This window comes from Erwinia sp. AK-PDG3-5 (assembly GCF_056821705.1).
On the sequence record NZ_CM165967.1, the window covers coordinates 2,336,107 to 2,350,828 of the forward strand.

A 14,722-nucleotide genomic window follows, 5' to 3' on the forward strand; every position below is an offset into this window, starting at 1 on the left:
GGCTGAAGCGAATAAATACTTACCCGTCAGGGCAGTTAAACCGAGAAGGTGAGAATTATTCTCATAGTTATGCAGTAAAAGTGCATAGTCGCCGCTTTGGCTTTATTTATCAGAACTTTGAATGCGATCAAATTATGCAATTTGAGGGAAGGGCATAGAGAACACTTTGTTGGAGAAGGGCCAGGACCGCGAATGACTCAAGTAATGACACATTTCTTGTTACATTATAACAGCCATTTTTTTGCCGCTGCGTTAAACTCCGCCTTCTTTACTTTGTCTGACATTCTGCTAACGCATTTCTGTGGCAGTTTTCAGAACACTTACGCTCTGTTCCTGGCATGACATTCACCAGCATTAATGAAGAACCAGATGAAAAAACTGCATTTTCTGACCCAGCACCGGGTCTGTTGTTTTATTGCTTTATACATTGGGATCCTGCTTAACCTACCGATCTTTTTCCGCCGTTTTCACCAGCTGCAACATGACGCCATTTTGTCGACCGGCATCGAGCTGGTGGCCGCGTTTATGCTGGTCCTGTTTACCACCTTGCTGTTATCAATGACCGGGCGCTGGCTGTTCAGAATACTGACCACGCTGCTGGTGGTGTTCTCGGTGGCTGCCAGCTATTACATGATCTTCTTCAATGTTGATATCGGCTACGGCATTATCGCCTCGGTGATGGCTACCGACAGCCTGGACCTTTCGAAAGAGTCCGTTGGCTGGCACTTTATGGTGTGGGTGGTACTGGTGAGCGTCTTGCCGATATTGATGTTATGGCTGACGCCGATGCCGGAAGCCTCGTTGCGCATTAAAAACGGCAAGGCGTTTCTGCGCCGGGCTGGGGTGATGCTGGCCGCAGCTGCCTGTTGCTGGGTACCGCTGAAAGTGATGGGTGACCACCAGGATCAGCAGGATAAACAAAACAACCGCATGATGGCCAGCTATGGCGGCGTGGTTGCCGGAACCTACTCCCCGTCCAACTGGCTTTCGGGTATGGGGTTGCTGGCCTACAGCAGCTGGAGCCAGGCCGAGGACAGCCGCAATCTGTTCGACCCTGCGGCCCACTTCACCTATACGCCGCCGAAGGACGTGAAGGATCTTTACGTGGTGTTTGTGATTGGTGAAAGTGCCCGTCGCGATCATATGGGGCTTTACGGCTACGACCGGGATAACACGCCAAATCTGGATAAAGAGCCGAATCTGGCGGCATTGCAGGGCTATTCCTGCGATACCTCAACCAAACTCTCGCTGCGCTGTATGTTTGTCCGGGAAGGCGGCGCGTCTGAGGCACCTCAGCGTACGCTTAAAGAGATGAACGTGTTCTCGGTATTGAAAAAGCAGGGCTTCTCGTCAGAACTGTTCTCAATGCAGAGCGAGGCATGGTTCTACAACAAAGTGATGGCGGATGATTATGCGCTGCGCGAAACCATCCAGTCTGAGAAGCGTAACGTCGGCAAGCCGATTGATGATATGGCGCTGGTTAATGAGTTAAAAGACTCCATCGATCGCCATCCGCAGGGCAAACACCTGGTGATCCTGCACACCAAAGGCTCGCACTATCTCTATACCGAACGCTATCCACGCTCGTTCGCCCGCTACAAGCCGGAGTGCCAGGGCATTGATGACCAGTGTTCTACCGAAGAAATGGTCAATTCCTACGATAACAGCCTGCTGTACACCGACCACGTACTGGAACAGGTGTTTAACCAGCTGCGGGACAAAAACGCGATTGTGTTTTATGCCTCGGATCACGGCGAATCTATTTCGAAAAACATGCACTTCCATGGCACACCGCGTGATGTCGCGCCGATGGCACAGCGCAGCGTTCCGATTATGGTTTGGGCGTCGGATAAGTTCCTGCAGCAGCCTGACAACGCCACAGCCTTCCAGCAGTTGAAAAAGCTGGCGAAGGATAAAACCCCGGTGTTCCACGAGAAGCTGTTCGACAGCATCCTCGGGTGTATTGGTTATACCTCGCCGGACGGCGGCATCAACGAATTACGCAACTGGTGCCACGTTAACCCGTAATCTGTTAGCGTCACGTTAGTCCGTCATTTCAGGGAGGCCTTCGGGCCTCCCTGACTTTTTATCTTCTTCCATAATGTGTCTTTATCCTTTGCTATACGCTTGTCGTCACCTATCGTTGAATATTTGCTGCATGAAGAGTGAGCAAATGACGGGGCTAAACGCGATCCTTTCGCCGATAGCTTTGCCTGAACCGGCACAAGCGGGTATTCTACTGCCCATATTTACTGTGACAGTATCAATTGAGGTCGACATGATTATTAAACCACGCATCCGTGGCTTTATCTGTGTTACTGCCCATCCGGCGGGTTGCAAAGCTAACGTTGAAAAACAAATCGAGTACGTGACCAGCCACGGCAAAATTGCCAATGGTCCGAAAAAGGTACTGGTGATTGGTGCTTCAACCGGTTACGGCCTTGCTGCCCGTATCTCTGCGGCGTTCGGTTGCGAAGCCGATACGCTGGGCGTGTTCTTTGAACGTGCAGGCGAAGAAACCAAACCGGCTACCGCTGGCTGGTACAACTCTGCCGCGTTTGAAGAGCTGGCTGAAGCGAAAGGCCTGTATGCAAAAAGCATCAACGGCGACGCTTACTCTGACGCCGTGAAGCAGAAGACCATTGAGCTGATCAAACAGGACCTGGGTCAGGTTGACCTGGTGGTTTACAGCCTGGCGTCTCCACGTCGTACTCACCCTAAAACCGGTGAAGTGTTCAACTCAACGCTGAAGCCAGTGGGTAAGACCCTGACCACGCGCGGCCTGAACACCGACAAAGAAACCATCTCCGACATCACGCTGGAACCCGCAACGCAGGAAGAGATCGACGGCACTGTTGCGGTTATGGGTGGTGAAGACTGGCAGATGTGGATTGACGATCTGAAAGCAGCTGGCGTGCTGGCTGATGGCGCGAAGACCACCGCCTTCACCTACCTCGGCGAGCAGATCACCCATGACATTTACTGGAACGGCTCCATCGGTGAAGCGAAGAAGGATCTGGACAAGCGCGTTCTGACTATTCGTGACACCCTGGCGGAAAAAGGCGGCGACGCGCGCGTTTCCGTGCTGAAAGCGGTGGTGACTCAGGCGAGTTCTGCGATCCCAGTGATGCCGCTGTATCTGTCATTGCTGTTTAAAGTGATGAAAGAGAAGGGTACGCACGAAGGGTGCATTGAGCAGGTTTACGGCCTGTTCAAGGACAGTCTGTACGGCGCATCGCCAATTCTGGATGACGTCGGCCGTCTGCGCGCGGACTACAAAGAGCTGACGCCAGAAGTGCAGGATGAAGTGGTAAAACTGTGGCCAACGGTGACCAACGAAAACCTGAACGAAATCTCTGATTTTGTGGGCTACAAAACCGAATTCATGCACCTGTTCGGTTTCGGCCTGCCGGGCGTGGATTACGATGCTGACGTTAACCCAGACGTTAAGATCAAAAATCTGGTGCAGATGTAATTCCTGTTCTGCATGCATAAAAAAGCCTGTCTTCGGACAGGCTTTTTTTTTGGCTTATTGGTTTGCCCGCGTAAGCACTTCCCGATCGATTTCAAGCATGCTCGCCATCGCCTTCAGGTTTGCCGAGCCATTGCCTTTTCGCCAGATCAGCCAGATATCCAGAAGCCCGCGATCGTCGGCCACTGGCCAGGCCATCACGCTGTCTCTGCCTGGCATATTCTCCAGCATACTTTTCGGGATCATCGCCAGGCCGGCACCGGCACTGACGCACGCCACGATGCCATGATAAGACTCCATCTCGAAAATCTTGCCCGGTGCGGCGTTATCCAGTGCAAACCAGTTTTCAAACAGCCGTCGGTAAGAGCAGTTGGCGCGAAAAGCATAGATCGTCGAGCCGTTGATATCGGCTGCGCGGCTCACCGGCGGATGATTAAGGGAGGAGATCAGTACCATCTCTTCGGCGAAGGCCGCAACGCCTTCCAGCTGTGGGTGCTTCGGCGGGCCATCAATAAACACCGCGCTGAATCGGCCAGACAGCAGGCCATCGGTCATATCGCCAGACGGACCGGTAGAGAGATCCAGTTCCACCCCTGGCCACGCCTGATGATAGCGGGCGATCAGCGGAGGAAGGCGAACGGCGGCGGTGCTTTCGATGGCGCCAAGGGTGAAAATCCCGGCGGGATGCTGACTGGAGACCCGCTCACGGGCTTCCTCCGTCAGGGCAAGAATGCGGATGGCGTAATCCAGCAAGGTTCTGCCCGCATCAGTAATATGCAGGCGTAACTTCTCGCGGCTGAACAGCATTACCCCGAGTTCGTCCTCCAGCTGGCGTAATCGCGTGGAGATATTCGACGGCACGCGATGCAGTCGCTCAGCGGCAGCGGTAACGCTCCCTTCCTCCGCGATGGCGCGGAACACTTCCAGCTGGGTCAGATCCATAACATTCTCGATATGAGTAAGATATTTTCATTATTATTCATTTTTAAAGAAAGCTCCGCAAGCCTATGATGATTGCATCAACGTTAATCCCTTTGCTTCGGGCAATGTTGCCCACGGATCAGGAGAATTTTATGAACGCAACAACAGGTGCAGTTTCACGCAATCCCTTCACCGGCGATGTGTCACGTAACACGCCTTTTGCCACCGCAGACGATGTCGATACGGCGCTGCAGCAGACCTGGTCCGCTTTCCAGGACTGGCGTGTCACCGATATCTCCGCCCGCACCGCGCTGTTGCGGAATATCGCTGGCGGCCTGCGTCAACACGCCCGCGAGCTGGCAGAGATGATGACCGATGAAATGGGTAAGCCGGTGACGCAAGGTCTGGCTGAAGTCGAAAAAAGCGCGCGTCTATGCGAATGGTATGCCGAGCAGGGCCCGGAATTCCTCAACCCTGAGCCGACGCTGGTTGAGAACAATAAAGCCTTTGTACAATATCTGCCGCTGGGCCCGATTCTCGCCGTAATGCCGTGGAACTTCCCGGTCTGGCAAGTCCTGCGCGGCGCGGTCCCTATCATCCTGGCGGGCAACAGCTACCTGTTGAAACCTGCGCCAAACGTGATGGGCGCCGCGCTGCTGCTGCAATCCGTGCTGACGGAAGCCGGCGTGCCGGAAGGCTTGTTTAACGTGGTGAATGCCGATAACGACGCGGTGGCTAAAATCATTAACGATCGCCGAATTGCTGCGGTGACCTTAACGGGCAGCGTGCGGGCGGGTGCGGCAATTGCCGGTCTGGCGGGTGCGGCAATCAAGAAAAGCGTGCTGGAGCTGGGCGGTGCCGATGCCTTTATTGTGCTGGCCGATGCCGACATCGATGCGGCCGTAAAAGGGGCAATTTCAGGCCGTTTTGCCAACAGCGGACAAATCTGTATTGCCGCGAAACGCATCATCGTTGAATCTGCGGTATTCGAGGAGTTCCGTGACAAGTTTGTCGAAGCGGTAAAAGCGATGAAAGTGGGCGATCCGCGTGAAGAAGAGACCTTTATCGGTCCAATGGCGCGCTTCGATCTGCGTGATGAGCTGGATTCTCAGGTGCAGGCAACGCTGAAAGAAGGGGCGGAGTGCCTGTTAGGTGGCCATGTGATCCCAGGCGAGGCCAACTTCTATGCGCCGACCGTGTTAAGCAACGTCAAGCCGGGCATGACCAGCTTTAAGCAGGAATTGTTTGGCCCGGTCGCCTCGCTGATTGTGGCCAAAGACGCCGCTGATGCTATTGCGATGGCCAATGACTCTGAGTTCGGCCTGGGCGGCAGCCTGTGGAGCAAGGATTTGGAAAAAGCACGCGAGCTGGCGGGCCAGATTGAAACTGGCGGCGTATTTATCAACTCACCAAGCTTCTCGGATCCCCGAGTGCCAATTGGTGGCGTAAAGCACAGCGGCTTTGGTCGTGAGCTGTCCCACTTCGGCATCCGCGAGTTCACCAATGCGCAGACGGTGTGGCAGGAAGCGTAACTCCATTTGTTAACGTGATGTAAGCCGGTGGATGCCCGTTCATCGGCTTTTTTTCGGCGTTTTAATCACTTAATGTCACATTTACAAACACAAAGTCATTATGTTAACTAACCTTTTACAGTCGGGCACGTCGGCTTTTCCCTTCGCCGTGCGCATTTTGTAAAAGGAGCCTGTGAATGTCATCTCATGCACCATCCCGTAATTCCGCCCTGGCTGTTGCCCTTTATTCGCTGTTGAATCCCGTACCTCTTGGCTTTTTTGTTGCCGCCTGGATGTTCGATATTATTTATATCTACAGCACGGAGATCGTCTGGACCCGAGCCGCCAGCTGGCTGATCGCTATTGGTCTGGTGATCGCCATTATCCCCCGTCTGATCAATCTGGTTCAGGTGTGGGTGGGGCACTCCTATCCGCAGGGATCGGCAATCAAAATTCATTTCTGGGCCTGGCTGCTGGCGATTGTGCTGGCGGTATTCAACGCCTTTGTTCACAGCCGTGATGCCTTTGCCGTCGTGCCGACTGGCGCAATCCTTTCCACGCTGGTGGTGCTACTGCTGCTGTTTGCGAATGTTCAGCTGGCTTTGCGTACCCGCACTCAGGAGGTTTTATGATCCCTAAATCACTGATCCTCTCGTTGCTGGCCGTTTCAATTACGCTGGTCATTTCAGGCTGTGATGATGGCGCGAAAATCGATCCAGCCCGGCAGACCGGGGCAAATCCTGAACTTCCTGCAGCCAAAAACTTCCTGATCCCGCCGATGCAGGTGCCTGCGGGTGCCGCGTGGAAAGAGGGCGAAAAGCCGAAGGTGGCGGAAGGGCTGAACATCGAGAAAATTGCCGACGGCCTGCAACATCCACGGCAGCTTTATACTTTGCCGAACGGCGATATTCTGGTGGTTGAAGGCAGTGGGCCAAAAGCGCCGACCACCCAGCCAAAACAGCTGATCACCGGCCTCATTAAAAATGCCTCCGGCAAAGGCGGCGCGGGCGGCAACCGGATCACGCTGCTCAGAAACAGCAACGGCGACGGCAAAACCTGGGAAAAACACGTTTTCCTTCAGGGGCTCTATTCCCCATTTGGTATCCAGCTGATTGGTGACAACCTGTATGTCGCCAACGCCGATGCAATTCGAAAATATCCGTATAAAAGCGGCGAGACGAAGATTACTGATGCGGGCACCGAGCTGACCGAACTGCCTGGCGGACCAATCAACCATCACTGGACCAAGTCGCTGCTGGCCAGCCCGGACGGCAGTAAGCTGTATGCGGGGATCGGCTCCAACAGCAACATTACCGAAAATGGCATTGGGGCTGAATATCGCCGTGCAGACATTCTGGAAGTGGACGTCGCATCCGGTGCCAGCCGAATTTACGCCAGCGGATTGCGTAATCCGACCGGTCTGCAATGGGAACCGCAAACGGGTGAATTATGGGCGATCGTCAACGAACGTGACGAAATTGGTGCCGATTTAGTGCCGGACTATATGACCTCAGTGCAGGAGGGCGGTTTCTACGGCTGGCCTTACAGTTATTACGGCCAGCATCTCGATCAACGCGTTAGCCCTCAGCGTCCGGATTTGGTCGCCAAAGCGCTTAAGCCTGATTATGCCCTGAGTTCGCATGTGGCCCCACTCGGATTATGGTTCTACCAGGGCAACAACCTGGCGGACTATCGCGGCGGTGCCTTTATCAGTGAACACGGCAGTTGGAACCGAAAACCGTTGAATGGTTATCAGGTTGTCTGGGTAGCCTTCAAGGACGGCAAGCCGACAGGGCAACCTAAGCCGGTGGTAACCGGATTCCTGACCGATGACCAGAAAGAGGTGCGCGGCCTTCCCGTCGGGCTAACCATGGATCGGCAGGGCGGCTTACTGATTGCGGATGATGCCGGGAATGTGGTCTGGCGGGTGACGGCGGCGGCTAAACCCTGACTCCTGGCGGCCCGTGCAGCGCGGGTCGATTTTCTGAATTTATATCAGCCGGTGGAGCTAATCCCCGGCTTTTTTAGTGGCTGAATTCACGTGTTATCACCTGGCTGTTTTACCCGCAGGCCTCGCTGTCGATGGTCTGATGCTCAGCCTGAGGGATCAAATCAGGTCAGACTCTTTGATTTTATCTAAACCAATTTTCTGCAGGTCGATATCATAAATATCGTCTTGTTGTTGCACCAGCGTGATAACCCTATGGAATGCGGACAGATAACCGGTCTGAAAACCCTCACTACTGGTGCCTGCCGAAGCAACCTGTTGAACCTTAGCGTCCAGAGCCAGTTCGCTAAGCGCTTCTCCGAGTGTGGCAACCCAAGCTTCATATGCAGTGAATTCCATTATTTACGCTCCTTAAGAATGTCTTATAGGGTCAATGCCAATCAGCCAGCCTATCTGAAGAGAATCTTTGACCATATCGTAAACCCGATCGGCATAACCCGCTTGAGCGCGTTGCCAGGTTTGCGGGTTAGAAAATAAACGCGTTGGTAATTCGAAGGCTCCGAAATGGCTGTAGTGGCTTGGTTCAAGGTCGTAATGCTTCTTTACCCGATCCATTGCTCTGTCAGGCGACAAAACGAAAGGATAATCCTCAGGGGTTAACTCCCATTCGATATCGCTATATCTATAGAGTGAAAACATACGGCACCGGCTAATCCTTGCGGGTGAGATTGACGAGTTTTCATCCTATCTCATTTCTGGCTTAACCTAAAATACACCCTTTTAGTTATATAAATATTTGATAATAATCATAAAAAAAATAAGGTATGCAGGTGGGTCTTCAGGCGGCCCGTGCACAGCGTGAGCGAATTAGCTTGTATTCAAGATATATCATAGATATATTTTAACCCAAGCCAGTTGGCGCGTAATTACGGGTTCGCCACCCCATTTGGGAGAATGATCTTGTCTGAGTTCGCTGAAAAAAGTCGTCGCATCCCGCGCCGCGTAAGAAATGAACTGCGTTTTCGCCCATTAGAAGTGGTGTCGAAGGAATTGATTGCCGGCAACTTCTACCGCATCAAATTTGGTGGCGAAGCCCTTGAAGGCTTCACCTCACAAGGTTTTGACGATCACATCAAAGTCTTTTTCCCCGATCCTAAAACCGGTGAGTTTCACCTGCCGGAAATCACCGAAGATGGCGTGGTGTGGAAAGATGGCGTCCGGCCGGTTGCGCGTGATTACACGCCGCTGTTCTTTGATGGCCAGTCCTCGCTGACGCTGGATTTCTATCTTCATCAGTCCGGCGTGGCCAGCGACTGGGCGGCGAAAGCGCAACCGGGCGACAAGCTGGCGGTTGGCGGCCCACGCGGTTCGCTGGTGGTGCCAGAGGATTATGATTTCCAGCTCTATGTCTGCGATGAAACCGGGCTTCCCGCCTTCAAGCGCCGTCTGGCAACGATGACTGGCAGCAAGATTACGCTTTTTGCCTGGGCTGATGAAGCCACCGGCAAAGCCTACTTGCCAGAGTTGGACGGGGTTGACGTCTGCTGGTTAGGCAGCGGCAACATGAATACCGCAACCGCCACGGATTTGATCGGCAAGCTGGATCGGATCGCTTTGCCAGATGAAGACTATTTTATCTGGCTGACCGGTGAGGGCGCCGCCGTCAAACTGCTGAGCGATTACTTTACCGGCCAACGGCAAAGAGAAGCCGACTTTGTGCGCGCGGTCGCTTACTGGCATCAGAAATAAGCGCATGAAACTCTCCCCGCAATCGCCCCAGGATCCGGCCCAGCAGGAAGCCTGCGCCAAAGTGCGCAGAAAACGGCGCGAAAAAATGCTGGATGCCAGCGATATCCGGCTGCTGATCCTGCACTTTATCGCGCAGGGTGCGGCGCATGGCTACGAGCTGATAAAGTCGATTGAGGAGCTGTCGAAAGGCGAGTATTCGCCCAGCCCGGGCATCATCTATCCCAATCTGACGCTGCTGGAAGAGATGGACTGCATTCGGGTTAAGGATCCGCAGGCCGCGCGCAAGGCGTATGGTCTGGAGAAGGAAGGGGGGCGTCAGCTTGAGCAGGCTAAGGATAGCCTGCAAGCCATCATCGGCAGACTGACCTCAATGGCGGTACTGGTTAACAACCGCAGCATTCCGGAAATTGAGCGTGCCATTCATAATATGAAAATGGCTCTCAATACCCGCTTGTCCCATCCCGAGCTTTCCCAATCCACGCTGTATGACATCATCGATGCGCTGGATGAAGCGGCCAAAAAGATTGAGCGCAGCTGATCCTCTCATGACAATCATCAACGGTTAAGGGGTGAAATAAACCCTTAACTAGCCCTAATGTTACCGGTAAACATGCCGATAAATGTGATTTGTGTCACATTTAACAGGGTGCTGATATGTCAGTTTTCAACCGCATTAAAACCTCCTCTTTCCTGCTGTGTAGCATTATTGCGTTCGGCGCATTACAGCTTATCGCAGGCGCGCTCTTCCTCTCTTCCCTTAGCGACAATAAAGACAGTTTTGAAACAGCCAGTTCGGCAAACGATAAGGTAATGGCGTTAACCAATGCCTGGTATGCGCTGAACGCCGCGCGTGCCGACAGCAATCGCGTGCTGATCTGGCTGCAAAAAGACGGGCCATCGAGTAGCAAAATCGAAGGCATGGTGCAACATGGCAAGGAACAGATTGCGCTGGCAGACCGTTGGTTTAAGGATTACCAGTCAGGCCCGGCCATTCCTGGTCTGGATCCGGCGTTAAACGATCGGTTAGCCGCCACCTATCAGGTCTATTCCACGCAGTTATCGACGCTGATTGGCATTGCCGCTAACCGCGATATGCCGGGGCTGTTTGGGCTGAATATCGCCAACGATCAGCTGGCGATGGAAGCGGACTATAACCACTGGCGCGATGCGATCAGCAAGCTGTCCAAACAGGCGTCGACCCGCAGTAATCAGGCATTTGCCACCATGATGTGGCTCCTCGGTTCGATTCTGCTGATTGTGGTGTTCTTTATTGGCCTGTGCTGGCGGGTGATGAGCCGGGTGTTAATTCAGCCACTGAACCTGGCGCTGGGCCATATTCGCGCCATCGAGCAGGGCGACCTGACCCAACCAATTGAGATCGACCGCAGCGCGCGTAACGAAATGGCGCGTCTGCTGTCTGGCCTGCACGGCATGCAGCTGGCGCTGGTGAAAACCGTGGGTAACGTGCGCGCCAGTTCCGATAGCATTCTGACCGGCGTCAGTGAAATTGCCGCCGGTAACAACGACCTCTCTTCTCGCACCGAACAGCAGGCCGCCTCGCTGGAGCAAACCGCAGCCAGCATGGAGCAGATTACCGCTACCGTGAAGCAGAATGCCGATAACTCGCATCAGGCGGCAAAACTGGCGCTGTCAGCGGCGGAAACGGCAGAAAAGGGTGGAGAGATCGTCGATGGCGTCATCAAAACCATCTTCGGGCTGGAAGAAAGCTCGAAGAAAATCGCGGAAATCACCGGCGTGATCGAGAGTATTGCCTTCCAGACCAATATCCTGGCGCTGAATGCGGCGGTTGAAGCGGCGCGTGCCGGGGAAAATGGTCGTGGTTTTGCCGTGGTGGCCGGAGAAGTTCGTAATCTGGCACAGCGCAGTGCTGTCGCTGCCAAAGACATTAACACCCTGATTGCCGAATCGTCCGCGCGGGTGCAGAACGGTTCGAAGCTGGCGGGACAGGCCGAAGACTCAATGCAGGCGATAGTGGTGTCGGTGAAGCAGGTGCGCGACATCATGGACGAAATTTCTTCTGCTTCCGATGAGCAGAGCAAAGGCATCAGTCAGGTGGGGCTGGCGGTGTCAGAGCTGGATCGGGTGACGCAACAGAATGCGGCACTGGTGGAAGAAGCGTCCTCTGCCGCGCAGTCGCTGGAAGAGCAGGCAGCCCACCTTAACAGTGCCGTTGCGGTGTTCCGTCTGACGCAGGAAGCGGAATGTAAGGCGGTGTCAGTGAAATCTGCCCCGTTACGCGCGGTAAGAAAACCGGCGATGGCCGTCGCCTCAAACGCCAGTGAAAACTGGGAAGCGTTCTGATAGCAACCGGGCCGGGGCAGCTGTTTAGAGCCGCCCCAAAAATCAGTGGGCTTTACCGTGCTGAGCGGCTGATCCTGAGGCCGCTCGCTGAATGACCTTTTTTTCTTTCGCAATGCGGCGGTTCAGCTTCATGCGGATTAACGAGCCATACAGCGCCGGATGATTTAACAGGATCATATTGATCAGGCTGCCGGGCTTCAGGTCGCGTCCCAGGTACTGCACGGCGTCGAGAAGGTATTGCGGCGGGGCGGTATTATCCCAGGCGCAGAGATACATCATCAGCTTGAACTGCTGAATGGCGTACAAACGCTTAAGATAGTCGCGGTCAGGATCCTGATCCAACAGCATCAGCAGGATGTTGTATGAGCATAAAAAGGCATCATAACGTTGACGATAGAAACTGTCGTTTTTGGCGCTGTTGGTTAAGGAACCACTTCTTATACGCTGTTTATAATAGACATTCCGACTGACGAAGGCTTTGCCGCTGCGCAGAAAGGCCTCGACGGTGAAAATATGGTCTTCGTGCAGGCGACGGCTGTAGCGCATGCCGTTATCGATAATCACCGCGCGTTTCAGCGCATAGTTCCAGGTGGCCGAGGTATAGCTGTCGGTTTCCAGTAACGAAGTGAAAACGGCCCTGGCGGGCATCAGGCCAAAGCGCTGATGGACCATTTTAGGCTGGGTTTTGGCTTCCGCATCATCATCAAACATCACCGAATTAAAACAGAATATCTCCACATCAGTATGCTGATTGGTCACCCTGTTAAGCTCATCAAAGAAGCCGGCACCCAATACATCATCGGGATCGCAACAGAAGACAAATTCGCCCATGGCCATGCGAATGCCATAGTCACGTGCCTGGCCCAGTCCACCATTGGGAATGGTAAACACCTTAACGTTACTCAGGTGGCGATAATGCATTTCGACCAGCGCTAACGTATTGTCGGTAGAGCCATCATTAATAATGATTAATTCATTCGGTGCGGCAATCTGCATAAGTAGAGAATCAATGCACTCCACAATATACGGTGCGACATTATAGGCAGGGATGATTACGGATAGTTTCATTGAAATTCCCATCGGGCTGCGTTGGTTTTAATAATTCTATCAAGCCCGTTACCGTGGAATAAGTCAACTCTTTGCCCCAATGGCCAATGTTAATCAGAGGATTCGCACGGGAGAACGCTATTGCATCATAGTCGCTAATATTTTTACTTAACTTACGCTGGGCGTAATTCCTGAGGTAAATCCGAGGGTAATTTTAAAAGCGGTAAGCTAATATGAAAAAAACGCATAAGAAATAATTACAATTATCTGTTTTTATTGGTTTTTTTGTTGGTGCATTTTCTCTTGTCGCTGCCTTTCCCGTCGTGTGCCCATTCAGTTATTTACCATTATTAAAAACAATCGCCGAGAAAATCATTTGTGAGATTAACGTTAGCGAATTCACATCAAAATTAACCCGGTAATGTAGTGGTGTCAGGAATAAACGACGGGCGTGAACTATAGGAATAAACGGATGTTTACAATTTGTCATTGCTGTGGTGATGTAATGGCGATAAATATAAGAGAGCAACCGATAATGCTGTTTTCTCAAGACCGGAAGCGCAAACCTAATCGAGGTGCAGAATGATCGTCGGCATTTCTAATGATAGTTATCCTGAGAAGCGAACAATTATCGTCGACAATAATGTCGAATATATTAACTTCAAGACCAAAAACGTTTATTACTATATTAATCTTCTTAATATGAAAGTTTTGAAGAAAAGAAAGAATTTTCTCTTTAAACCCTTGAGCATCCAGGACAAGGGGAGTGTCGATATATTCCATCTTTTTAACGAGGTAGCGCAGACCGATCGCAAATGGGTGGCCACCTTTGAGACAGAATTACCGCGGGTCCTGCCGCAAAAGAGCGGTGATAAAAGCGACAACTTTCCTGAACTGGATCGCCTGGCGCCGCTGCTGGCCGCCGACAACTGTTTAGCGCTGATTGCGCTTTCCGGCGCGGCTTACAAGATGGAAAGCAAGCTGTTTCAGCGCACACCTGAGCTTGCGAAGGCGATTCTGGCTAAAACGGTGGTGATGCATCCGCCGCAAAAACTCACCCTGGCACACCGCCAAGCGCGCGATCCTGCTCAACCGATTCATTTTGTCTTTATTGGTAATGAGTTTTACCGTAAAGGCGGCGGTGAGGTGGTTCGTGCTTTTAGCGAACTGGTGGAAGAAAACCTGATTAACCCAGAGCAGCTTAAAGTTACGCTGATTGGTGACCTGGAAAAAAAACATAACTACGCGCATGGCCAATATCAGGACGACCCGCTGTTTGCCAGCTACACAGAATCGGTTATTGCCCGCCACAGCTGGATTGAACATGTCGGCTTTATGCCGAACGATCGGGTGCTTGAGTTGTTGCAGCAGGCGGATGTCGGGCTGTTGCCGACCTGGGCTGAGACCTACGGCTTTTCGGTACTGGAAATGCAGTCCTGCGGCTGTCCGGTTATCACCACCAATGTCCGGGCACTGCCGGAGATTAATCCTGAACAGGCTGGCTGGCAGGTCATTAACACCCTGAATGACGATCTGGATTACAGCGTGAAATCCATTCAGGAACGAAATTATGTGCGTACGCAAACCATCGAACAGCTCAAGGCTATTATCCTGTCGATCTTCGCCGCGCCGGAACAGATTAACCAGAAAGCGAATGCGGCTATTGCGAGAATTAGAAATGAACACGATATATTAGCCTATCAACAACAGCTTCAAATGCTTTACCACCGCTAAAAGCAGGTCGTTAAAGCC

Annotated in this window: 13 protein-coding genes; 9 read left to right on the forward strand and 4 right to left on the reverse strand. The window is 52.7% G+C overall.

Going from position 1 to position 14,722, the window contains the following annotated elements; translation table 11 throughout:
• Positions 1-369 precede the first annotated feature (369 nt).
• Together eptB and fabV are read left to right on the forward strand one after the other, a co-directional pair.
• Positions 370-2,028 (forward strand): kdo(2)-lipid A phosphoethanolamine 7''-transferase, encoded by a 1,659-nt coding sequence (eptB, locus tag AC1UKS_RS10795; protein WP_265910560.1) that lies wholly within the window; start codon positions 370-372, stop codon positions 2,026-2,028.
• 250 nt (positions 2,029-2,278) lie between these two features.
• Entirely contained in the window at positions 2,279-3,475 is a 1,197-nt protein-coding gene (fabV, locus tag AC1UKS_RS10800; protein WP_013202276.1) for an enoyl-ACP reductase FabV, read from the forward strand.
• A gap of 54 nt (positions 3,476-3,529) precedes the next feature.
• Here fabV and ptrR read toward each other — a convergent pair whose 3' ends face one another.
• The gene (ptrR, locus tag AC1UKS_RS10805) at positions 3,530-4,414 is read right to left on the reverse strand and encodes a putrescine utilization regulator PtrR (protein ID WP_482436809.1); all 885 of its coding nucleotides are present in this window, start codon (positions 4,412-4,414) and stop codon (positions 3,530-3,532) included.
• A gap of 131 nt (positions 4,415-4,545) precedes the next feature.
• Between ptrR and AC1UKS_RS10810 the strand changes: the two genes are divergently transcribed.
• The 3 genes from AC1UKS_RS10810 to AC1UKS_RS10820 all read left to right on the forward strand — a co-directional run bounded on the left by AC1UKS_RS10810 (position 4,546) and on the right by AC1UKS_RS10820 (position 7,855).
• Positions 4,546-5,925 carry an NAD-dependent succinate-semialdehyde dehydrogenase gene (locus tag AC1UKS_RS10810; RefSeq protein ID WP_482436810.1) on the forward strand — a complete coding sequence of 460 codons (1,380 nt, stop codon included), beginning with the start codon at positions 4,546-4,548 and terminating at the stop codon, positions 5,923-5,925.
• Between the two features lie 176 nt (positions 5,926-6,101).
• Positions 6,102-6,536, forward strand: coding sequence for a DUF2231 domain-containing protein (locus AC1UKS_RS10815; RefSeq protein ID WP_482436812.1), 435 nt, complete (start codon positions 6,102-6,104; stop codon positions 6,534-6,536).
• Positions 6,533-7,855 carry a PQQ-dependent sugar dehydrogenase gene (locus AC1UKS_RS10820; protein ID WP_482436814.1) on the forward strand — a complete coding sequence of 441 codons (1,323 nt, stop codon included), beginning with the start codon at positions 6,533-6,535 and terminating at the stop codon, positions 7,853-7,855. Before AC1UKS_RS10815 ends, AC1UKS_RS10820 begins: the two co-directional genes overlap by 4 nt.
• Positions 7,856-8,011: 156 nt before the next feature.
• Here AC1UKS_RS10820 and AC1UKS_RS10825 read toward each other — a convergent pair whose 3' ends face one another.
• Both AC1UKS_RS10825 and AC1UKS_RS10830 read right to left on the reverse strand, forming a co-directional pair.
• Positions 8,012-8,251, reverse strand: coding sequence for a hypothetical protein (locus AC1UKS_RS10825; protein ID WP_482436815.1), 240 nt, complete (start codon positions 8,249-8,251; stop codon positions 8,012-8,014).
• A gap of 12 nt (positions 8,252-8,263) precedes the next feature.
• Positions 8,264-8,551, reverse strand: coding sequence for a DUF8093 domain-containing protein (locus AC1UKS_RS10830; RefSeq protein WP_482436816.1), 288 nt, complete (start codon positions 8,549-8,551; stop codon positions 8,264-8,266).
• 255 nt (positions 8,552-8,806) lie between these two features.
• Here AC1UKS_RS10830 and AC1UKS_RS10835 point away from each other — a divergent pair, with 255 nt between their 5' ends.
• From AC1UKS_RS10835 to AC1UKS_RS10845, 3 genes are all read left to right on the forward strand, one after another.
• On the forward strand, positions 8,807-9,601 hold the full coding sequence (locus tag AC1UKS_RS10835; protein ID WP_482436817.1) for a siderophore-interacting protein: 795 nt from the start codon (positions 8,807-8,809) through the stop codon (positions 9,599-9,601).
• Between the two features lie 4 nt (positions 9,602-9,605).
• Positions 9,606-10,139: a PadR family transcriptional regulator gene (locus AC1UKS_RS10840; RefSeq protein ID WP_482436818.1), complete on the forward strand. Its 534-nt coding sequence runs from the start codon at positions 9,606-9,608 to the stop codon at positions 10,137-10,139.
• Positions 10,140-10,255: 116 nt separating this feature from the next.
• Complete coding sequence (locus tag AC1UKS_RS10845) at positions 10,256-11,923, forward strand: methyl-accepting chemotaxis protein (RefSeq protein ID WP_482436819.1); 1,668 nt, start codon at positions 10,256-10,258, stop codon at positions 11,921-11,923.
• Positions 11,924-11,965: 42 nt separating this feature from the next.
• Here AC1UKS_RS10845 and AC1UKS_RS10850 read toward each other — a convergent pair whose 3' ends face one another.
• Positions 11,966-12,991 carry a glycosyltransferase family 2 protein gene (locus AC1UKS_RS10850; RefSeq protein ID WP_482436820.1) on the reverse strand — a complete coding sequence of 342 codons (1,026 nt, stop codon included), beginning with the start codon at positions 12,989-12,991 and terminating at the stop codon, positions 11,966-11,968.
• Between the two features lie 561 nt (positions 12,992-13,552).
• Here AC1UKS_RS10850 and AC1UKS_RS10855 point away from each other — a divergent pair.
• Complete coding sequence (locus AC1UKS_RS10855; RefSeq protein ID WP_482436821.1) at positions 13,553-14,704, forward strand: glycosyltransferase family 4 protein; 1,152 nt, start codon at positions 13,553-13,555, stop codon at positions 14,702-14,704.
• Positions 14,705-14,722: the final 18 nt, after the last annotated feature.

Excerpts from the sequence above, each read along its gene's own strand:
- ptrR (WP_482436809.1), bottom strand. The coding sequence starts at position 4,414 with ATGGATCTGACCCAGCTGGAAGTGTTCCGCGCCATCGCGGAGGAAGGG.
- AC1UKS_RS10850 (WP_482436820.1), bottom strand. The coding sequence starts at position 12,991 with ATGAAACTATCCGTAATCATCCCTGCCTATAATGTCGCACCGTATATT.
- fabV (WP_013202276.1), top strand. The coding sequence starts at position 2,279 with ATGATTATTAAACCACGCATCCGTGGCTTTATCTGTGTTACTGCCCAT.
- AC1UKS_RS10815 (WP_482436812.1), top strand. The coding sequence starts at position 6,102 with ATGTCATCTCATGCACCATCCCGTAATTCCGCCCTGGCTGTTGCCCTT.
- AC1UKS_RS10835 (WP_482436817.1), top strand. The coding sequence starts at position 8,807 with ATGATCTTGTCTGAGTTCGCTGAAAAAAGTCGTCGCATCCCGCGCCGC.
- AC1UKS_RS10855 (WP_482436821.1), top strand. The coding sequence starts at position 13,553 with ATGATCGTCGGCATTTCTAATGATAGTTATCCTGAGAAGCGAACAATT.
- AC1UKS_RS10840 (WP_482436818.1), top strand. The coding sequence starts at position 9,606 with ATGAAACTCTCCCCGCAATCGCCCCAGGATCCGGCCCAGCAGGAAGCC.
- AC1UKS_RS10820 (WP_482436814.1), top strand. The coding sequence starts at position 6,533 with ATGATCCCTAAATCACTGATCCTCTCGTTGCTGGCCGTTTCAATTACG.
- eptB (WP_265910560.1), top strand. The coding sequence starts at position 370 with ATGAAAAAACTGCATTTTCTGACCCAGCACCGGGTCTGTTGTTTTATT.
- AC1UKS_RS10845 (WP_482436819.1), top strand. The coding sequence starts at position 10,256 with ATGTCAGTTTTCAACCGCATTAAAACCTCCTCTTTCCTGCTGTGTAGC.
- AC1UKS_RS10825 (WP_482436815.1), bottom strand. The coding sequence starts at position 8,251 with ATGGAATTCACTGCATATGAAGCTTGGGTTGCCACACTCGGAGAAGCG.
- AC1UKS_RS10810 (WP_482436810.1), top strand. The coding sequence starts at position 4,546 with ATGAACGCAACAACAGGTGCAGTTTCACGCAATCCCTTCACCGGCGAT.
- AC1UKS_RS10830 (WP_482436816.1), bottom strand. The coding sequence starts at position 8,551 with ATGTTTTCACTCTATAGATATAGCGATATCGAATGGGAGTTAACCCCT.